Source organism: Wenzhouxiangella sp. XN201, from assembly GCF_011008905.1.
GTDB lineage: Bacteria > Pseudomonadota > Gammaproteobacteria > Xanthomonadales > Wenzhouxiangellaceae > Wenzhouxiangella.
Window position 1 is genome coordinate 131,338 of sequence record NZ_JAAIVI010000017.1, and the last position, 19,587, is coordinate 150,924.

15 protein-coding genes are annotated in these 19,587 nt (G+C 64.4%); 5 read left to right on the plus strand and 10 right to left on the minus strand.

What is annotated here, in order from left to right; genetic code table 11:
• Nucleotides 1–58: 58 nt before the first annotated feature.
• Both G4Y73_RS14235 and G4Y73_RS01225 read right to left on the minus strand, forming a co-directional pair.
• Nucleotides 59–2,629 carry a radical SAM protein gene (locus G4Y73_RS14235; protein ID WP_164228584.1) on the minus strand — a complete coding sequence of 857 codons (2,571 nt, stop codon included), beginning with the start codon at nt 2,627–2,629 and terminating at the stop codon, nt 59–61.
• A 65-nt stretch (nt 2,630–2,694) separates the two neighbouring features.
• Nucleotides 2,695–4,545, minus strand: a complete 1,851-nt coding sequence (locus G4Y73_RS01225) for a tetratricopeptide repeat protein (RefSeq protein WP_164228586.1) — start codon at nt 4,543–4,545, stop codon at nt 2,695–2,697.
• 98 nt (nt 4,546–4,643) lie between these two features.
• Between G4Y73_RS01225 and G4Y73_RS01230 the strand changes: the two genes are divergently transcribed.
• The 4 genes from G4Y73_RS01230 to G4Y73_RS01245 all read left to right on the plus strand — a co-directional run bounded on the left by G4Y73_RS01230 (nt 4,644) and on the right by G4Y73_RS01245 (nt 11,514).
• Nucleotides 4,644–4,937, plus strand: a complete 294-nt coding sequence (locus G4Y73_RS01230; RefSeq protein WP_164228588.1) for a hypothetical protein — start codon at nt 4,644–4,646, stop codon at nt 4,935–4,937.
• 105 nt (nt 4,938–5,042) lie between these two features.
• On the plus strand, nt 5,043–8,978 hold the full coding sequence (locus G4Y73_RS01235) for an ATP-binding protein (protein WP_164228590.1): 3,936 nt from the start codon (nt 5,043–5,045) through the stop codon (nt 8,976–8,978).
• A gap of 62 nt (nt 8,979–9,040) precedes the next feature.
• Nucleotides 9,041–9,625 (plus strand): LemA family protein, encoded by a 585-nt coding sequence (locus G4Y73_RS01240; protein WP_164228592.1) that lies wholly within the window; start codon nt 9,041–9,043, stop codon nt 9,623–9,625.
• A 2-nt stretch (nt 9,626–9,627) separates the two neighbouring features.
• A complete protein-coding gene (locus G4Y73_RS01245; RefSeq protein WP_164228594.1) occupies nt 9,628–11,514 on the plus strand; it encodes a M48 family metallopeptidase in 1,887 nt (628 codons plus the stop codon).
• Between the two features lie 63 nt (nt 11,515–11,577).
• Here G4Y73_RS01245 and G4Y73_RS01250 read toward each other — a convergent pair whose 3' ends face one another.
• The 3 genes from G4Y73_RS01250 to G4Y73_RS01260 all read right to left on the minus strand — a co-directional run bounded on the left by G4Y73_RS01250 (nt 11,578) and on the right by G4Y73_RS01260 (nt 15,240).
• A complete protein-coding gene (locus tag G4Y73_RS01250; protein ID WP_164228596.1) occupies nt 11,578–12,201 on the minus strand; it encodes a hypothetical protein in 624 nt (207 codons plus the stop codon).
• A gap of 135 nt (nt 12,202–12,336) precedes the next feature.
• Nucleotides 12,337–13,956 (minus strand): choline dehydrogenase, encoded by a 1,620-nt coding sequence (locus tag G4Y73_RS01255; protein ID WP_164228598.1) that lies wholly within the window; start codon nt 13,954–13,956, stop codon nt 12,337–12,339.
• A gap of 108 nt (nt 13,957–14,064) precedes the next feature.
• Nucleotides 14,065–15,240, minus strand: coding sequence for an SAM-dependent methyltransferase (locus G4Y73_RS01260; RefSeq protein ID WP_164228600.1), 1,176 nt, complete (start codon nt 15,238–15,240; stop codon nt 14,065–14,067).
• Between the two features lie 26 nt (nt 15,241–15,266).
• On the opposite strand from G4Y73_RS01260, the gene G4Y73_RS01265 reads away from it, so the two are divergent.
• Nucleotides 15,267–15,989 (plus strand): pteridine reductase, encoded by a 723-nt coding sequence (locus G4Y73_RS01265; protein ID WP_346426839.1) that lies wholly within the window; start codon nt 15,267–15,269, stop codon nt 15,987–15,989.
• Between the two features lie 18 nt (nt 15,990–16,007).
• Here the strand turns inward: G4Y73_RS01265 and G4Y73_RS01270 are convergent, their stop codons facing one another.
• The 5 genes from G4Y73_RS01270 to tsaD form a co-directional block, all read right to left on the minus strand.
• Nucleotides 16,008–16,766 (minus strand): class I SAM-dependent methyltransferase, encoded by a 759-nt coding sequence (locus G4Y73_RS01270; RefSeq protein ID WP_164228604.1) that lies wholly within the window; start codon nt 16,764–16,766, stop codon nt 16,008–16,010.
• Between the two features lie 154 nt (nt 16,767–16,920).
• The gene (locus G4Y73_RS01275; protein WP_164228606.1) at nt 16,921–17,478 is read right to left on the minus strand and encodes a hydrolase; all 558 of its coding nucleotides are present in this window, start codon (nt 17,476–17,478) and stop codon (nt 16,921–16,923) included.
• A 178-nt stretch (nt 17,479–17,656) separates the two neighbouring features.
• Nucleotides 17,657–18,178, minus strand: a complete 522-nt coding sequence (folK, locus tag G4Y73_RS01280; protein ID WP_164228608.1) for a 2-amino-4-hydroxy-6-hydroxymethyldihydropteridine diphosphokinase — start codon at nt 18,176–18,178, stop codon at nt 17,657–17,659.
• Nucleotides 18,175–18,531: a dihydroneopterin aldolase gene (gene folB / locus G4Y73_RS01285; RefSeq protein WP_164228610.1), complete on the minus strand. Its 357-nt coding sequence runs from the start codon at nt 18,529–18,531 to the stop codon at nt 18,175–18,177. Before folB ends, folK begins: the two co-directional genes overlap by 4 nt.
• Before the next feature lie 36 nt (nt 18,532–18,567).
• Complete coding sequence (tsaD, locus tag G4Y73_RS01290; RefSeq protein ID WP_164228612.1) at nt 18,568–19,569, minus strand: tRNA (adenosine(37)-N6)-threonylcarbamoyltransferase complex transferase subunit TsaD; 1,002 nt, start codon at nt 19,567–19,569, stop codon at nt 18,568–18,570.
• Nucleotides 19,570–19,587: the final 18 nt, after the last annotated feature.

A 19,587-nucleotide genomic window follows, 5' to 3' on the forward strand; every position in this document is an offset into this window, starting at 1 on the left:
TTTTCCATTACCGGAGACGGTGAATGTCGCGTAGTGGGCTACGTGAAGGATCGGTTTTTTAGGATGCCGTCGCCGTTTCGGAATGCGCCTCGGGTTCGGCTTCATGATCCACGGTGGACTTGATGCGTGACACCGGGCAGTGGAGCTCCCAGAAAAACTGGTGGGTGTCGTACTGCTGGTAGTCGAAGTCGATCTCGGTCATCCGGTTGGGATCCGTAACCTCGAGCTCTCCGGGCGGATAGTCCGACAGTGCTTGCGCGGCCGGCCTGTCGCGACGGCTGCGGTCATGGAACCAGGCCACGTAGTCATGGGCCAGTGACACTGTCATCGGATAGTCGCGCGCTTCATCCGGCATTACAGCTTCATTGACATCGAGCACCACGTCGAATGCCGAGTCGCGCTCGATCCCGTAGCGGTCATATACGAATGCCGCGACCTCATCGAAGAAGGCTCGCCATCCACCTGGCATGCACTTGTCCAGGCTGAAGAAACGTATGACCCAGCCGATGAACGGATAGCGGTCGGGCTCCTTCCGATAGCTGCTGGCCAGATCGTTGATCATTTGCATGGCCCCAATGCCGTGCTCCCACTGGAGGAAGCGCAACACGTGCCGCAGGCACCCGTAGCCATCGGCCACGGTGTAGACGTGGTAGGTGAACTTCATCTGTTCCAGCTCGGCGCGGGTATAGGAGGAACACGACAGCAAGAACCCGTTCTCGTCGACCTCGATTTGATATTTCTTCATGTAGTCCGGATGCGCCATCGGACTGTTGGGCAGCAGTTGTGTCGGGTAGGCCTTGACCGAAACATCAGCATCGATGTAACGCTGCAGGTCCTTGTCGAACGCGTCCGGTGTGATGCCCGGAAGGCCGATCATCAGGTCGGTGGAAAGCGGCAGACCCAATTCGGAGAAAATCTCGAGCAATCGATCGTACTTCTCGGTCTTGATGTTTTCCCGGTCGATAATCTTGAGCGTTTCCGGATCGGTCGTCTGGATGGAGATGATGCCCTGGCTGATGATGCCGCCCTCGGTGAATACCCGGATGATCTCCGCCAGGCGTTCGTTGGCATTTTTCGTGTAGTTGACGACCACTTCCTGCGGATACCCGTATCGTCGTTTGACGTCGACGATATTTTCGGCAATGGCCAGATCCCGCTTGAGCATGCCGAAGTTGGCATCGGCGATCCACAGCACGCCGATTCGGTTGCGTCCAATCCAGTCCAGCTCGCCCTGAACCCGATTGAGTTCGAAACGCGTGACTTTCTGGTTGGTTGCCGATCCCCAGTCGCAGAACGTGCAACGGAACGGGCAGCCGCGATTGGTCTCAATAATGGCAGCCTCGACGCGGGCTTCATAGGCATCGAATATCCCCTCGATGTAAGGGGAAGGAACACTGTCGGGCGACGGCATGCGCATCCGCGCATCGGTTCTCGTCAGGTCTCGCCGACCGCCTCCCGGTTGACGGAAAGTGATGCCGGGAACGTCGGACAGTCGGTCGGTGGGTTGCAACGCTCCGTTGTCCAGCCGCTCGATGGCAGCCAGGACCTGGCAGGCGGCGACTTCGCCCTCGCCATGCACGGCGATGTCTACCGAACGGTTGCGGGCCATGAAATCCTCGCAAGCCTGCTCGTATTCCGGCGTGCTGGGGCCGCCATGAATGGTGATGTTGCCCGCGTCATTCCGCTTGACGGCAGCTGAAACCGACAGGTTGTGATCGAGCGACCACATGTAGTTTGAAAACATCCAGATACCGCGACCAAACTTGCGGTACGGACCTTCCAGCAGTTGTCCGGGGGACAGATAGCTGATCGGTATGGGTAGGTAGCGCTCGAGCAGTTCGCCTTCATTCCAGTGTTCAATGCCACTGAAGATCATGCCCAGGGCCAGTGGGAAATGGTTTTCCATATGCGGCACGAAATAGATCGGAATGCGGCCGTCGGCTTCGAGTTCGCGCCAGTCCGGGCCGCTGGCCTTTCTCAGGGGAACCTGCTTGCGGTAGTCGCCGGCAGCGACCGAACCATTGCCGTCAACGCGGCGGGCCAGGCCCTCGTCCACTGCCCACCGGCCCGCCTTCACCAATCTGTCGTGCTGCAGCACGCTGCCCGGTCCCGAACTGATTTCGCTGATGCTGCGGCCATTGGCAAGGAAGATCAGTGCCAGTGCCAGTTCCAGGTCGATCCGGTGGACACGGTCATGCCGGGTACTGCGCAGGGCAAACGCTCCGGCAGTCGGTTGCAGGAGAAAATTCCTGAACAGTCGCAGCCGCTGCTCGGGATCGATCGGCGCCTTGTCGTTGAGTGAGTCGAGCGTAAGAATTTCGCCGGTATCGTCTGGCGCAGATGATTGCTCCGCGTCGACCAGTGCGCCGGCCTGGCGAAGCTGCATGAATCGTTGCCGCACGGCAGTCGGTGCGGGACGACCCGGAAGATAAGGGGTGGCCGGCCCGTCGATCAGGGCAGCTGCCGCTTGTTCCGGCGCCGTCGGCGACAGAAATTGCTGTAACAGAACGATATCCGGCCAGTCGATGGGCACGACAGGCGTACTGCCGGACAGCCGGCCCAGCGAGAAACGGCCGGCACGATGCGCAACGATGGTCAGGGGGTGGACGAGCCAGCGAGATGTGTTCACGCGGGCGAGCCTAGCACAGGGTTCGGAGTCGCCACAACAGCCATTCGGGGCGGCCCGACTGCCGCTCAGTCGGACCGTGCCCGCATGTCGAAGGCAATGGTCATGCGCGGGCTTTCATCCTCGAAGGGCACAGTGCCATGCCACATGTAAGACGGGAACAGCGCCAGAAAGCCCTCACGTGGCCGGATGATCCGGCGAGGCGACAGATCCAGCCCCAGTTCATCCGGGGGTTGACCGAACTGGATGCAGCCGGAGATATCATCGCTGTCAGCGGGGGTTTCGCGAACGGACTCGGGCAGTGAGACGTAATACGCGGAACTGATCCAGCCTTGCGGGTGAATGTGGTTGACATGCCGGCCGGACGCACGAAGCTTCACCGACCAGGATCCCGTATAGCGAATCCTGCCCGTATTTCTCCGGTAGAAGGGATGTTCCTCATTCCGCGCCAATCCTGACAGCCATTGCTCGATGGCCGAGGTCAGGGCTTGTTGGGTCTGTCCGATGACCGGTTCCGATCTGCCGAACAGCCGTCCAGCGGTCTGGGACCCGTTTCGCAAGCTCTGCTGGATCGGTTCCCGGGTGGCGCGGTGCAGCGAATCGAGATACTGGCGCAGGGCTTGCAGATAGCTCTCACTGTCGGGATAGCCAGGGGGAGGCGGCACTTCGATGAAGGTGATGGCATTCTCGTAGTCGCACAGCCAGAACTCGCGCGGGTCGTCGAGCAAGCGCCATGCGGTAGCCAGGTAGGCCCAGGCTTCCTGGTTGTCGGGTGCCACCTTGATGGCCGCGCTGGCCCGCGCCGCGGCTTCCTGCCATTCCCCACCCCGCAGCAAGTGCCGAACATAGGCGCACAGAAAGTCAGCTCTGGAATCTCCCAACAACTCGTAGGCCTGACGATACAGGGTTCCCGACTCCGAGAACCGACGGCTGTTTTCCAGCGCATTGGCCTGCAAGGTCATCAGAATGGGATTGTCGTCGTCCCGGCGCAGGGTTTCGATGACCTCGACGGCTTCGTCGTTGCGTCGGGCCTTGAGCAGAAACTCGGCATAGGCCCTGCGAATCTCGCGCGTGTTGTCGACCTGATCAATCGCTTTCCTGAAGACGTCGGACGGATCCGTTTCGATTTCCAGGGTGCCGCCGTACTCCCACAGGATGTCGGCCATGGTTTCGTAGGCAGGTGCGTAGTCGGGGTACCGTGCGAGGAGGGATTCCACCTGCTGGTAGGCCTGCTCGATCTGGCCGCAATCGAGCAGCGTGCCGATTCGGGTATTCTCCACCTCGGCGTTCCAAAGGCCCTTGGTGCGAGCTTTTTCAAAGCTGGCTAGCGCGGCGTCCGGCCGGCCCATCAGTCGTTCCATCACGGCACGGCTGGCGTCATGGAGTCCGTTTTTCGGGTCCAGCTCGGAGGCCCGGGCAAACGCGTCCCGGGCCTTCTCATACGCTTCACCTGCCCGCTCGATCCTGCCCCGCTCGTACCAGCCCGTGGCCGAATCCGGATGGCGTTCGAGAAATCGGCCGATGGCTTCATCAGCTCGTGTCAGCTCGCCGCATTCGCAGGCCGAGCGTGCCAGGCCCAGCCAGCCGGCATCCAGGTTGGGATCGCGCTTGATCGCCCGCTCGTAGGCCTGCATGGCATCCGCTGGCCTGCCGGCCCGCTTGAGCATGGTCGCGAAGTTGACGAGAATCAGGGGGTGATCCGGCGCCAGTTCGAGGGCCGCTCGAAAGGCGCGTTCGGAACCGTCGAAATCACGCAACTCGGCGCGGCATACGGCCAGCAACAGCAATGCGTCGGGCGCCCCGCGCGCCTGCCGTGCCAGGTCTTCGGCCAGCTTCAGCGCTTGCGATGGATTTCCGGCATTCCGGAGCTTCTGGGCCTGGGCGGCCGTGGCCTGTTGAGCAGGGGTCAGCGGTTTCATTCGGGCATTGACAGGCTGTCTCCCATTGATCTTGGGATAATTTGCGGCGTGATATAGTCTAAATGGTACCAACTTGGCATCTGGCCAGGAGGAGTCTCATGAAAAGCCACCTTATCTCCGCACTTTCCGCCGGCATGTTGCTCGGCCTGGCCGGCTGCGCGACGACCGGCGCAGATCATCCGCAGATCGGCGATCAGGTCGCCGATACACCCAGCCATACCGAAACGACCTATACCGTCACAGGCAGTCGTATTCGCCACCGCAAGGATGGCGATGACCCTGAGTTGCACTCCGCCTATCCGATCACCGTGTTCAGCCGTGAAGAGCTGGACAGCACCGGTGAGCGTGATCTGGGCGCGGCGCTCATGCTTTTGTACCCCCCGCTGTATTAGATAGCCCAAGAGGCTGGCCGTAGCAGACCGTGAGGGCGGCCTGCGACGCCGGATTGGTTCTGCGCAACGCATGAGGGTGATGGGGTGCCGAGCGAGGGGACGGTCATGAACCGAGCGGCAGCACGGCTGTGCGTCGTTGTCCTGATATTCCTGTCTCCCGAAGTCGTTTCGGCTTCGGATCTCGGTCCGGTGTTCCGCAATATCGGCGTGGCTGATGGCCTGCCCGACAGTCGCATCGAGACGATGGTGCAGGATCGGCACGGTTACGTCTGGATTGGCACGCAGGGCGGCCTGGTCCGGTACGAGGGTGGACGGATCAACGTGATCGGCGCCGATCCAGATCAGCCCGACCCCCTGCCGGCGCGCAATATCATGTCCCTGCTCGCCCACAGTGACGGCACAGTCTGGGTGGGCGTCGAGGATCGTGGTGTTGTGCAGATCGGTCCCGGTCTCGAGCAGCGCACCCATCTCGACCACGCCGACGAAGGCGGCCGGCTTGCCGCCGACAATATCTGGTCCATGGCCGAAGACTGTCGCGGCCGAATCTGGATGGCCTACATGCGCGAAGGTGTGGCTGTCTTCGATCCCGGCAGCGACCGGCTGACCCATTTTCCGCAGAGCGAAGAGTTCGGCCTGGCTGCCGAGGGATTCCAGTTCCATCTCAGCGTGGATTCACTCTGCCGTGTGTGGCTGGTGCAGACGCGCCGTATCTCCGTGTTCCAGCCTGAGACTGAGCAATTCCAAACCGTTTATGACCCGCCCGAGGGCGCAATTCCGATGTTCGTCCAGGAAGCCGGTGGCGAAATCCTGTTTTCGATGCAGGGATCGATCTACACCCTCGGCTCATTGGAAGACGCGACAAATCGTGAGCCGAAGGTACTGCTTGAAGACATCGGTACGGTCACCGCACTCGCTCCAGATCCGCATTCCGGCGACATCCTGCTGGCATCGTCAGGCGGGCTGTATCGATGGCAGCGGGGCCAGTCCGATGATTTGCAGCGGGTCCGGGCCATCCCGGGACTGCCGGACAGCCTGCCCACCAACCAGCTCTATGGCCTGCTGTTCGATCACGAGGGCGGCCTGTGGTTGCGAACTGCGCGCAGCGGCATTGCCTACATGGCGCCGGGGACCACCGCATTCGAACGCTACCAGCCGTTGCCGGCGTCGGCTGACTCGCCGCTCGAGCTCGATACCGTATCCGCACTGGCGCCGGGTTATCAGGACGGTACGCTCTGGGTCGGCGGCGTACCCGGGCAACTGCAGCACTTGCGCGTGGACGGCAGCGATTCCGGCCTCGATTCCGATTTGAGCGCGCTTCGGCGCTCCCTGCACACTTCATCGGTGGTGGCCATCCGCGAACGCGAGATCGATCTGGTCGTCGCCAGTCATGCCCGCATCCTTCGCCTCAAGCGCGGTGACGACAGCGAGCCTGAAATTCTGATGGAGCGCCGCCAGGTCGATGACGGGACCTACCTGGACGTGCGCTGGCTCGACGACACCCGTTTGTGGGTACGCACCGCCGACCGGGGGATCTTCCTGCTCGACACACAATCCGGTGAGCGCGAGCACTTCCACCCTGACGGCCAGGGTCGTTATCACCTGCCCGAAGAGCGACCGGCCGCACTGATCGAAGGTCCGGATGCGTCATGGTGGGTGGCCGGCGGGGATACGGTCTATCGCTGGAGCGAGGCCGACGGATTCAAGGCCGTGGTGGGGATTCCCGAGGCCCGCCTGGCCGATGCAAGCTGGCAGGAATCAACGCTCTGGACCGCCAGCGACGACCTTGTCCAGCAGTGGCGTTTTGACGCTGACCGGATCGAGCCGGATGCCACGTACAACCTGACCGGCCGACTGCCGCCAGGGCGCACTCTCGACATCGTTCCGGATGAGCACGGCGTGGTCTGGCTCGTGCGTTCCAGCGGTTTGGCTACTTTGCGCGTCAGTGACGGCCAGCTGCGCCACCTGTCGAGTAACGATGGTTTGCCGGCCATCGAATTTCAGACCGGTACGGGCACCCAGCTGCCCGATGGCCGCATCGCGGCGGGCGGACGTGGCGGTATCGTCGTGATCCATCCCGGTCGACTACGCAGTGTGGAAGCCGCACCGGGTGTTCACCTGACTCGGCTTCAGGCCGGCGACCGGCTGGTCGCGCTGGGCTCGTCCGATGTAGAGAACGTGACACTCCGGCATGACAACAACAATCTGTACCTCGATTTTCTTGCCAACTCCTTCGTTGCCCCGGATCGCAACCGCTTCCGCCTGATGCTCGAAGGCTGGGACGAGGACTGGCTCGAAGTGATCGGTCAGACCCGTCACTACTATTCGAATCTGGCGCCGGGCCGATATCGCTTTCGCGTGCAGGCCGCGCCGCCGGGGGGGCCATGGAACGAATCGGGCGACGAGGTGCTGATCACCATCGAGCGCCCGCCCTGGCTCAGCGGCTGGGCGATTGCAGCCTACTTCGTGGTGGGTGTGACCGGTGCCGGCGCCGGTGTACAGGGCTATCGTCGTTCCGTTCGCCGCCGTCGCGAGTTCCGCGAGGCGCGTCAGAAACGTCAGTTGGCCGAGGAACAGCGGCAGGTCATCGAGCGGCTCAACCAGAGCCTCGAACCGCTGGATCTTGCGGCCACCATTGCCGGCGAAGTGCTGCGGGTAGTCGGAGGTCAGCAGGCCTGCCTCGGCTTCGTCGACGAGCGTTTGCCGCGCGAGATCGTCTGCACGGACGAGGCGGCCTCACCCCCGTCGCGCCAGGACTGGCGACGGGCGCTCGAAACGGCCGATGGCAAGCGACGCCTGGCTGTCAGTCTGAGCGTCGCGCAGCGCGATATCGCGCGGGTGGTGGTGGAAGCCGGCGAGGGCGGCTTCCATCCTGACCACGCCGAGCGGCTGCCCCTGTTCGAAGAGATGGCCGGACAGGCACTGCACAACGCCATGCTGCTGCAGCGTGTGCGAATGCTTGCCGAGCGGGCCGAGCAGGCCAGTTCGGCCAAGTCCGAGTTCCTGGCCACCATGAGCCACGAGATTCGCACGCCCCTGCACGGCGTGCTGGGCATGGTCGATCTGCTCTACCAGACCGAAACCGAACCGGGGCAGCAGGACATCCTCGACACCTTGCGGCAGTCCGGTCTCCAGCTTCAGCGCATCATTGATGACGTGCTCGACATCTCACGCATCGAGGCCGGGCGCCTGAGTCTCAATGCCCAGCCTTTCGACCTGATGGCGACGCTCGAGCAGGTGGTCGATCTGCACGCGCCCAACGCGGCCCAAAAGGGCCTGGACCTGCGGCTGCGAATCGCCTCTGCCTTGCCGCTGACCGCCGTGGGCGACAGCGACCGCATGACCCAGGTTCTGGGCAACCTGCTCTCCAATGCCGTCAAGTTCACTTCCGAAGGCGGCGTCGAGCTGGTGGCGGAGGTTGGGGCCGACAACCAGCTGGTGCTGATCGTTGCCGACTCGGGGCCGGGCATCGGGCCACAGGATCGCGAGCGCCTGTTCGAACCCTTCACCCAGCTCGACGCCTCGATTACCCGCACCCACAGCGGCTCCGGGCTCGGTCTGGCGATCTGCCGGCGACTGGTCCACGCCATGGACGGCACACTCGAGCTGATGCCGGCCTGCCACGCCGGCAGCCGTTTCCGCGTTCGCCTGCCGGTCTTCGATGAGGTGTTCGAGCCGCCCGTGGGGCGAATGACCTCGCTGCTCGACGACCTGGTCATCTGCGCCTGCGTCGAGCCGCAGGTGCTGCGTGTGCTGCGGCGACTGGCCCGGCGCTGGAGCCTGACCGTCGTCGATGCCCACACCGAACCGCGGACCTGCGGCCTGTTGCTGGTCGATCCGCACGCCCTTGAGGAATCCGAGGCTGGCCGCCTCGACGAGTGGCGCAGCCGGGCCGATGCGCTGGTCTGGCTGCAGTCGCCTTTCGCCTCACGCAAGGCGACAACGCCGCACCTGCCCGACGAGGCCCATTTCCTGCGCTGGCCGCTGGTTGAAAGCCGCCTGATCGGGCTGCTGCTCGACCTGCGCCTGGCTGGTGGGCACTAGGCGCTGACGGCGCTTCATGCACGGGGTAAACTGAGCGCAGTCTTCGACCCGAGGGAATTGCCATGGAATGGGTGCTGCTGATCCTGATCCTTGCTGCCGGCGTATTCGCCGTCACGCTCTACAACCGCCTGGTGGCGGCCCGCAATCGCTACAAGAACGCCTTTGCCCAGATTGACGTGCAGCTCAACCGCCGTCACGACCTGATTCCCAATCTGGTCGAAGTGGCCAAGAAGTACATGAGCCACGAACGCGAAACGCTCGAGGCGGTGATCCAGGCCCGCAACGGTGCGCACCAGCAGCTCAAACAGACCGCGGCCGACCCCTCCGATCCGAACGCGATGCGCAAGCTGTCCGAGGCCGAGCAGGGCCTGTCCGGTGCGCTTGGCCGTCTGTTTGCCCTGTCGGAAAGCTATCCGGATCTCAAGGCCAACCAGAACATGATGCAGCTCTCCGAGGAGCTGACCAGCACCGAAAACAAGGTGGCCTTTGCCCGCCAGGCCTTCAACGACATGGTGATGAACTACAACATCCTGCGCGAGAGCTTCCCGAGCAACATCATCGCTGGCATGTTCAGCTTCAAGCCGGCTGAACTGCTCGAGATCGACGATCCGGCCAAGCGCGAAGCGGTGCAGGTCGACTTCGGCTGATCTTGAACTTCTTCGAACACCAGGACAAGGCCCGCCGCCAGACTCGCTGGCTGGTCGTCATGTTCGCCCTGGCCGTACTGGCGATCATCGCCGCGGTGGATGTGTTCGTCTATTTCTCCGTCGGTTCCGACCCCTGGACCCTGATTGGAGCAACGGTGATCACTGGCGGCGTCATCCTCGGCGCCAGTGCGATCCGCTCCCTGCAGTTGCGCGGCGGTGGCGGAGAGGTGGCACAGGCGCTGGGCGGCTCGCGCATCGATGCCGCCCCCTCCGACCCGCTGCGCCAGCGCCTGCGCAACGTGGTCGAGGAAATGGCGATCGCGTCCGGCGTGCCGGTGCCCGAAATCTACGTGCTCGAACACGAGCAGGGCATCAACGCCTTCGCGGCGGGTTTCTCGCCGGCCGATGCGGCCGTGGCCGTCACGCGCGGTACGCTCGAGCACCTCGATCGGGACGAACTGCAAGGCGTCATCGCCCACGAGTTCAGCCATGTCCTCAATGGTGACATGCGGCTCAATATCCGCCTGATCGGGTTCCTTTTCGGCATCCTGGTGATCGCCATTGTCGGGCGCAAGCTGCTGTATTCGGCGCGTTTCGCCCGTGACAGCCGCAATGCGGCCCCGGCCGTACTGGCCGGTCTGGGCATCGTCGTGCTGGGCTATGTCGGTCTGTTCTTCGGGCGCTGGATCAAGGCCGCCGTCTCGCGTCAGCGCGAATTCCTGGCCGACGCCTCGGCCGTGCAGTTCACCCGCAATCCCGACGGCATCGGCAATGCGCTCAAGAAGATCGGCGCGCATCAGGCAGGCTCGTTCCTGACCGCTGACAGCGAGGAGGTCGGGCACATGCTGTTTTCCACCGGCATGGGTTACCAGATGTTCGCCACCCACCCGCCGCTGGAGAAACGCATCAAGGCCGTCGATCCGTCGTTCCGGCCAGAGGAGTTGGAGCAGATCGCGCGCGAGATGAATCGTCACGCACAGGCGCGCAAGGCCGAGGCGGAAGAAGCCGAACGCCGGGATCGTGCCCGGGAAATGGAGCGGGGCGTTGACCCCGCCGGCATGGCGACCGATCTGGGCAGCCTGGCCGAGCGAATCGGGCAGCCGGGCATGTTCGAAGCGATGACTGCCGCCATGATGGTGGCCGCGATCCCGGAGGCGCTGGAGCGGGCCGCACATTCCGATGAATGGGCCGAGGAACTGGTCTGCAGCCTGTTGCTTGATCAGGATCCGGAAGTGCGTGAGTTACAGCTGCTGGCGATTGCCGAGTCGCTCGGTACCGACAGTGAGCGCCGGGTTCGGGAGTTGTTCCAGGCGGCCGCCGGCGAATTGTCCCGATCCCTGAAACTGCCGCTGGTCGAGATGGCGTTTCCACAGCTTCGCCGGCGTCCGGAAGCTCAGCTGGTCGAGTTCATGCGCCTGGTCGAGCGTCTGATTGCGGCAGACGGGCGCGTCGACGTACACGAGTATGCGCTTTCGCGCCTGGTCAACAGCCAGATCCGGGACGCGCTACGGCCCTCGCAGGCCCACGGCCCGGGCAAGCGCAGAATGACTGCGCGCATGAAGGAGGCCGCCGAGCTGGTGGCCATTCTGGCAAGACACGGACATCCGGATGACCCGACAGGTGCCGAGCGGGCGTTTGCGGCCGGCATGACCGAGATTGCAGGCGAGGTGCCGCCGATGCCCACGATCGGCGATTGGCGGGAAGCCCTCGACCGCGTGTTGCCGCGCCTGGATGCGCTTCGCCCGGCATCCCGCCAGGCCCTGGTGCTGGCCCTGCTGCGCTGTGCGGCGCAGGACGAGCAGGTCACCGAGGCCGAACTCGACCTGCTGCGCCTGGTCTGTGCGTTGCTGCATGTGCCGCTACCGCAGATGGCAAAGACCGGTTCCTGAACGGCAAATACCGTCGAGCCGGGCGGCGGTGCCGCCCGCCCCGTCAAGCGCAGTGATTGCCGATCAGTCTTCGCCCTGCGCGAATGCGCAGTTCACTTCCGGATTGAAATCCTCGAACAGGCCGTCCGGGTTGCCGCGGGCCGACCAGACGTGCAGCGCCCAGATCCCGAGCATCGGGTTGAAGTGCAATTCCTGGCCCAGGAACTCGGGTGCATGCGCGTGCGGCCAGTCCTCGGCCGGGATGATGTATTCCACGCCCAGGAATTCCATCGAGCCGTCTTCGGTGGGCGCATACAGCAGCACCTCGGGAGTAAGCAGGCTCAGGCGGCCATCGTCGGCCAGGTAGTCGAGGTTGGCGATGTGATAGCCCATGCCGCCGGGCGGTGCTTCGACGCACTCGCTGATCGGCGTGTCCCAGCCGGCTGCCGCCGCCACGTCATGGCTGTGAAACGCCACCGTGGCCAGGCGAAGTTGGTCGAGGTCGGCGTTGTAATCGTGTTCGTTTTCCTCCTGACACTCCGGCGGCATGCCGCCGCCGAGCATGCCCATCAGGACGCACCAGCGGTGGCTCGGTCCGCTGTCATCCGGTGGACCGGATTGGGCGAGGGCACTCGTGGACACGGCGGTGTGTGCGAGCAGGCCGAAAGCGGCAAGCAGTATGACTCTGAAATTGGTGAAGCGAATCATGACGGTCTCCTTGTGGTCTGATTTCCGAATCGCGCGCCGCGGGTTCGTGACGCTTGATCACCAGTATTGGCAGGCGATCCGGAAAGGACTTGAGGAAACCGTGAAGCTTTTCTCAGGAAACCCTTCGAAGGGTGTTCAGGCGGCGCGGGAAGCGCCTGAGCCTTGACTCGTGGCTTCGTTGTGAATCATCGCGGCAGCTTTCTCGGCAATCATGATCGTGGGGGCGTTGGTGTTGCCCCCGACCAGGGACGGCATGATCGAGGCGTCGACCACGCGCAGGCCCCCGACGCCGCGGACCCGCAATTGCGGGTCGACGACCGAGTCGGCGTCATTGCCCATCCGGCAGGTGCCGACGGGGTGGTAGATGGTCTCGGCCTTGGTGCGGATGAAGTCGATCAGGCTGTCGCGGTCACGCACCTCGCCGCCCGGGAAGATCTCGTGCGCGCGGAACGGGCGAAAGGCCGGTTGCTCGAGGACGCTGCGCGAGAGCCGGACGCATTCGAGCATCATTTCGAGGTCCTCGGGCGCGCTGAGGTAGTTGGCGTGGATCGCGATCGGTTCGCGCGGGTCGGTCGATCGCAGCGCCAGGTGGCCGCGGCTTTCGGGTCTCAAGGGGCAGGCGTGGAGGGTATAGCCGTCGCCGGGCAGGCGATTGCGGCCGTGATCGTCGAGCAGAGCCGGCACGAAGTGCATCTGGATGTCGGGCCGGTCGTTGCGACCGCGACCGCTGACGAGAAACGCCCCGGCCTCGGCGATATTGGACGTACCCTCGCCCTCGTGGTGCAGGTAGTACTGCAGGCCGACGCGGAGTTCGTTGAGCTGATCGTAGGTCACCGGCTGCGAGCATCGGGTGAGCGTGCAGATATCGAGGTGATCCTGCAGGTTCTGTCCCACGCCTGAGCGATCGTGCCGGACTTCTACACCCGCCGCTTCGAGCATTCCGGCCGGACCGATACCCGAAAGCATCATGAGCTGGGGTGAATTGATGGTGCCGGCGGCCAGCAGCACTTCGCGCTCGGCATTGGCCGTATGCGTCATGCCGCGGCGGCGATAGCGTACGCCACCGATGCGATCCGGCCCGGCCCAGGTCAGGCCCAGGGTGAGTGCGCCGGTCAACACGGTCAGATTGGGACGCGACCGGACCGGATTGAGAAATCCGGCAGCCGTGCTGCAGCGCCGGCCGTCGCGCTGGGTGACCTGGTAGAAGCCCGCGCCGCGCTGGGCCGGCCCGTTGAAATCGGGGTTGCGGGCGATGCCGGCCTGCTCGGCGGCCTGGATGAACACGTCGCTGAGCGCGTTGGTGTAGCTGAGGTCGGACACGCTCAAGGGGCCACCGGTGGCGTGCAAGTCGGATTTCCCCCGCGACTGATCCTCGGAGCGCAGGAAATAGGGCAGCACCTCGGTCCAGCTCCAGCCCGGATTGCCGGCCGCGGCCCAGTCGTCGTAGTCGGTGCGGTGCCCGCGTGCGTAGCACATGGCGTTGATCGAGCTCGAGCCGCCCAGGACCTTGCCGCGTGGCCAGTAGAGCCGGCGGTTGTTGAGTGCCGGTTCGGGTTCGGTCTCGTAATTCCAGTTGAGCGACTTGAAGTTGACCAGGCGCGCCAGCCCGGCGGGCATGTGGATGAAAGGATTCCAGTCGCGCGGGCCGGCCTCGAGCAGCAGCACGCTGACGTCGGGGTCCGCGCTCAGCCGGTTGGCGAGCACGCAGCCGGCTGATCCGGCCCCAACGATGATGTAGTCATAGGTCTTGGGCATGGCGGCTCGCCGAGTTTATCTCACGGTCGATGATAGGGCCCGGATTTAGAATCGGGGGTCTAGAGGGATTAAGGGACCAGGGACCACGGACCAGGCACCAGGGGGCCTTCAGAGCCTGTGCAATTGGCTCATCAAGTCGAATCCGCTCAGGCGCTCGTCGAAGTTTCGCGTCAAGCCGATCACCTTGAACTTCTCGCCCATCTCGCCGGGCAGGGTCAGGCGCTTGAGTTCGCCGGCCAGCTTGAGACGTTGTTCATCGTCGCGCGCCTGCTCGACGGCGTCGTGGATGCCCAGGCCGAGCAGGAACCCGGCCTGGCTGGTGAAGCCGGCAATCTCCAGGCCAAGCGAGTTGGCCGCCTCGGCCACGGCGGTAAAGTCGACGAAGGCCGAAAGGTCGGTCAGGCCGGGCCAGACGAAAGGGTCGAAGTGGGCGCGGTGACGATAATGGCAGACCAGGGTGCCGCCGCTGCGGTCGGGGTGGTAGAACTCGGCGCGGGGATAGCCGTAGTCGATCATCAGGATCAGCCCCCGGCGCAGGGGCGCGCTTATGGTTTCGAGCCAGTCGGGCAGATCGACGCAGATTTCGCTGACATAGCCGTCGGGCAGCGGCTCCGGCAGTGCCTGGGCCAGCTGTTCGAGGGCGGCTTGAAGCCGCCTGCCGGGCACGCTCTCCTGCCAGTTGAAACGCTGCTCGCCCAGGCCGACGCAGTGTTCCACGAACCGGCCATCGACGCGGCCGAAGCGTGCCACCGGCAGCGCATCGAGGACTTCATTGGCAATGATCACGCCGTCCAGCGGCGGCTGTGGCGGCGTATCGAGCCAGCGCACGCGATCGCGCAACGTTTCGGGCAGGGCGTCAAGCGTTTCGCGCTGGATTTCCCGCAGCGGCGCGCTCGGCTCGAGAATCAGGTATTCCGCCGGCGGCACGGGCAGGGCCAGAAGCAGGTCGCGGGCGAGTACGCCCGAGCCGGCGCCGAGTTCCATCAGCGTCCAGTCCGAGCCGAGGGATTCGGCGACCTCGGTACACTGCCGCGCCACGGCACGGGCGAACAGACCGCCCTGTTCCGGGGCGGTGACGAAATCGCCCGAGGCGCCGAACTTGTGCAGGCCGTTGACGTAATAGCCCAGTCCCGGCTCGTACAAGGCCAGGTTCATGTAGCGGTCGAAGGGTATGGAGCCGGCCGATTCGATTTCGGCGGTGATCCTGTTGCACAATCGTTCGCTCAGGGCCGCCAGCTCTTTGGGCGGTTCGGGCAGGGACAGAGACGGAGTACGCGATGACATCGACCGAAGGCAAGCCGCGTGGACGTGTGGCGATTGTAACCGGCGCTGCGCGCCGCATTGGCGCGGTCATTGCCCGCAGCTTGCACGAGCGCGGTCTCGACGTCGTCATCCACTATCGCGGCTCGGCCGACGAGGCCCGGGCCCTGCGCGACGAATTGCTCAGAAAGCGCGCCGATTCGGTGGCGCTTGTGCAGGCCGACCTGGCCGAGGACGCGGCGTTCGGGGCGATTCGGGCGGCGGCCATGAGCGCCTTCGGGCGCATCGACGTGCTGGTCAACAATGCCTCGGGCTTCTATCCCACACCGGTCGCCGAGGCCAAGGCCGAAGACTGGGACGCGCTGATGGCCAGCAACCTGCGCGCGCCGTTCTTTCTCAGCCAGGCCTGTGCTTCCGAGTTGGGGCGTTGCCGGGGTGCGATCGTCAACCTGGTCGACATTCACGGCCTGGTGCCGCTCTCGCGCCACACGATCTACAGCCAGGCCAAGGCCGGACTGGTCATGCAGACGCGATCCCTGGCCCGTGACCTGGCGCCGGCAATCCGGGTCAACGGCGTGGCGCCGGGCGCCATCCTCTGGCCCGAGGGTGAACAGTCTCCAGAGGCAAGCCAGCAGATTCTCGATCGCATTCCGCTCGAGCGCCAGGGCCGGCCGGAGGACATTGCGGATGCGGTGGCCTTCCTGGCGCTCGACGCGCCCTACGTCACCGGGCAGATCCTGGCCGTCGACGGCGGGCGGCTTCTGAATCTCTGAACGGTTGGTTCCCTGCCGTCAGATCCAGCCGACCGCCATCACGCGCTTGTGGTGGCGGTGCTGCTCGTAGCCGTCTGGCGGGGGCTCGATCAGGGCGACGTCGCGAAAACCGACCTTCTGCATGATCCACACCAGCGTCGGCGCGCTCGGCGCCAGGCAGATGCCACCGGTCGAGGCTTCCGGGCCGTGGGTCTCGTCGGTTTCGTCGATCACGCTGAAGCAGCCCTGGATCGGCCGAACGAACTCGTAGCTGCCCCAGTCCAGCGGCCCGGAGAGATGCGGCCCGACCTGGGTTTCGATCAGGCACACGCGCCGGCAGTAGCGGTGGGCAGCGCGAATGGCCAGAACCGGGTTTTCCAGGTGGTAGAGCAGGCCGAGCATCAGTACGATATCGGCCGGTTCGACGCCCGCCTGGTCGATGTGCTCGATATCGGACTGAACGAAGGACACGGAGTCCAGCCCCAGCGCGCGCATCATCAGCCGGGAATCGGCCACGTGGCCCTCGCGTGGCTCCAGGCCGTTGACCCGCGAGCAACCCAGCTGCGCCAGGTGCATGCTGAACCAGCCCTGGTGCGAGGCCAGGTCCAGCGCCGACAGCGACTCCCCGGCCAGCACCGGCTCGAGTACCTTGCGCATCATGGCCAGCCGCGTTTCGTGCACGGCCACGGCCGAATCGGGTAGGTAGGAGGCGGTTGAACTGCCGTCGGGCAGCTCAAAGGGATAGAACCATTCGCGCTGGTGGACGGCTGCGATCAGTTCGGCTTGCGATTCGCTCACAATGAGTCACGGTGTATCGGGATCAGCCGCAATTATCCCCGAAATAGCAGCCCATTGCCGGCTAGCGCGAGGCTGGCAATTCGACAGCATTTCTCCTGAAGAACGCCATCTGCGTGAATCTGCGAAATCTGCGGTTTCAAAAACTCCGATGCGACTATTTGAGCAGGCGCGTGACGTCCCGGAACCTCGGATGGCCGGCATCGCCCATCAGCTCGAACAGCACCATCTCGACATTGCTCAGATGCACGCCGGCAGCCGCCATGCGCTGGAAAGCGATGTCGCGGTTGAAGACCGAGCGCGACGAGACTGCGTCGCAGACTAGGTGGACCTCGTAACCTTCCGCGCGCAGGGCCGCGGCCGTCTGCCACACGCAGACATGCGTCTCGATGCCGGCCAGCACGATGCGGTCGCGTCCGGAATCCCGAATGGCCTGGCGCAGCGTCTCGTCGCCCCAGCAGCCGAAACTGTCCTTGGCACAGGGCGTATGCCCGTCGAGCTTTTCGACCAGCTCCGGCACGGTCGGACCCAGTTTTTCGGGCAACTGCTCGGCCCAGACGACCGGCACCTCGAGCAGCCGGCAGGCCTCGATCAGCACGCCCTGCTGGTGAATCATGGCGTCCGACTCGTGCATGATGCGCGCCAGTTTGCCCTGGACATCGACCAGGAGGAGGAGGGCGTTGTCGGGGGTGGGGTGGTCGAGGAGATTGCTCATCGGGATTTGCCTCCGGCGGATTACTATGTGTCCTTTGGGTTTGGTGGCTTGCGGGAATAGGTTTCAGATTTCGGGGTTCGGGGTTCGGGTATCCGGCCATTGCGGCGAAGTCGCCCCGCACTGCTCTCGGTAGCCCGCCCCTGAAACCTGAACACTGAACCCTGAAACCCAATTATTCTTAACCACTCCCCCACCAGTTTGGCGAGGAGCTTTGCTTGCCGCCCAGGTCTGCGGGTTCCAGCGAGCGGTCGCCCTCGAACTCTTCCCAATGCTCGGCAAACGTCTTTCCCGTTTCCGGGTGCTTCAACTGTGGCGCCAGGTCGGCCAGCGGCTTGAGAACATGGGCGTATTTGAGGATTTCGTCGCGGGGCAGGCTCAAGCCGTCGAAATCGCCGACCTTGTCGTCGTGGAGCAGGATGTCGATATCCAGGGTCCGGTCGGAAAACTTGGGCTGGTTGCGGTCGCGCCCGTGTGTATCTTCCAGTTCGGTCAGCCAGGCCTTGAGTTGGGTCGGTGACAGGTCGGTGTCGATGCGCGCCGCGCAGTTGAGGAAGTCCTCGCCGGAAAAGCCCACGGCGGCAGAGCGATAGACCGGCGAGATCGCCGTGTTGTCGAATCGGCGATAGAGCGTGCGGATGCCGGAGCGGAGGTTGCGCTCGGCGTCTTGATTCGAGCCCAGGCCCAGGTAGACGGTACTCATGGGCGTCGCCCCCGCTCGATGACGATGCCCACCGATTTTGCACCGCGCACGGCACCCGGCTTGTCCACGCGCAGCCGCAGCCAACCGACCGGGAACTCGCCCAGCACGATTTCCGCACAGCGTTCGGCCAGGGTTTCGACCAGCTGGAAGGAACTGTTCTCGACGAAGCCGATCAGGCGCTTGGCCACCGCCTTGTAGTCGAGGGCGTCATCGATGCGGTCGCTGGCTGCCGCCTTGCGAACGTCGGTACTCATCTCGAGGTTCACCCGCACCACCTGGCGAATCTTGCGTTCCCAGTCGTAGATGCCGATGACGGTCTCGATGTCGAGGTCGTTGATGAAGACGATGTCCATGGGGTTGGCTGGTTCGCTTGTTGGCTGGTTTGCTGGTTAAAAATTCCGGGAAGCCAACGAGTCAATTGGCCACCTCGGTTTGACTGCGATCTTCCCATCCTTCGTCCCTTCCCCCCTCCGGTACCACCCCGCATGGGCAATCATCGCACCATTGTCGGTGCACATTCTGAGGGATGGGTAGTAGACCTGGCCGGGCAGGCGTGTTTCGAGTTCGGCGCGCAGGCGGCGGTTGGCGCTCACCCCGCCGGCGATCACCAGGCGCTTCATTCGGGTCTCCTTGAGTGCCCGTCGGCATTTGATCGCCAGGGTTTCGGCCACGGCCTGCTCGAAGCCGGCGGCGATGTCGGGATAATCCGTCTCCTCGACCCGCTTGATCAGTTCGCGCGTATGGGTCTTGAGCCCCGAAAAACTGAAATCCAGCCCGGGTCGATTGACCATCGGGCGCGGAAAGTCGAAGCGGTCGCGATTGCCGCTCTCGGCCAGGCGTGCCACTTCCGGGCCGCCGGGATAGCCCAGGCCGAGCAGCCGGGCGGTCTTGTCGAAGGCCTCGCCGGCAGCATCGTCGAGAGTCTCGCCCAGCAGCCGATAGCGACCGAAGGCTTCGACCGCCACCAGCATGGTGTGGCCGCCCGAGACCAGCAGGGCGACGAAGGGAAAGTCCGGCGCCGGGTCCTCGAGCAGCGGCGAAAGCAGGTGGCCCTCCATGTGGTGGACGGCAATGGCCGGCCGGTCCAGTGCCGCGGCCATTGCCACGCCGGTGGAGGCGCCCACCAGCAGGGCGCCGGCCAGGCCGGGGCCGGCGGTGTAGGCGACTGCATCGATGTCCCCGGCGGTCATTTTGGCCCGGTCGAGCAGTTCGCGCAGCATGCCCGGCAGCTTGCGCACGTGGTCGCGCGAAGCCAGCTCCGGCACGACGCCGCCGTAGGCTGCGTGATCGGCCTGGGTATAGACCAGGTCGGCGACCAGACCGCGCTCGGGGTGGTAGAGCGCCACGCCGGTCTCGTCACAGGAGGTTTCGATGCCGAGAATGTTTTGCATGGCGGGCATTTGGCGGTT

Bases quoted from the DNA above. Each gene is read 5' to 3' on its own strand.
- G4Y73_RS01225 (WP_164228586.1), bottom strand. From the start codon at position 4,545: ATGAAACCGCTGACCCCTGCTCAACAGGCCACGGCCGCCCAGGCCCAG.
- G4Y73_RS01230 (WP_164228588.1), top strand. From the start codon at position 4,644: ATGAAAAGCCACCTTATCTCCGCACTTTCCGCCGGCATGTTGCTCGGC.
- G4Y73_RS01235 (WP_164228590.1), top strand. From the start codon at position 5,043: ATGAACCGAGCGGCAGCACGGCTGTGCGTCGTTGTCCTGATATTCCTG.
- G4Y73_RS01240 (WP_164228592.1), top strand. From the start codon at position 9,041: ATGGAATGGGTGCTGCTGATCCTGATCCTTGCTGCCGGCGTATTCGCC.
- G4Y73_RS01250 (WP_164228596.1), bottom strand. From the start codon at position 12,201: ATGATTCGCTTCACCAATTTCAGAGTCATACTGCTTGCCGCTTTCGGC.
- G4Y73_RS01255 (WP_164228598.1), bottom strand. From the start codon at position 13,956: ATGCCCAAGACCTATGACTACATCATCGTTGGGGCCGGATCAGCCGGC.
- G4Y73_RS01260 (WP_164228600.1), bottom strand. From the start codon at position 15,240: ATGTCATCGCGTACTCCGTCTCTGTCCCTGCCCGAACCGCCCAAAGAG.
- G4Y73_RS01275 (WP_164228606.1), bottom strand. From the start codon at position 17,478: ATGAGCAATCTCCTCGACCACCCCACCCCCGACAACGCCCTCCTCCTC.
- folK (WP_164228608.1), bottom strand. From the start codon at position 18,178: ATGAGTACCGTCTACCTGGGCCTGGGCTCGAATCAAGACGCCGAGCGC.
- folB (WP_164228610.1), bottom strand. From the start codon at position 18,531: ATGGACATCGTCTTCATCAACGACCTCGACATCGAGACCGTCATCGGC.
- tsaD (WP_164228612.1), bottom strand. From the start codon at position 19,569: ATGCAAAACATTCTCGGCATCGAAACCTCCTGTGACGAGACCGGCGTG.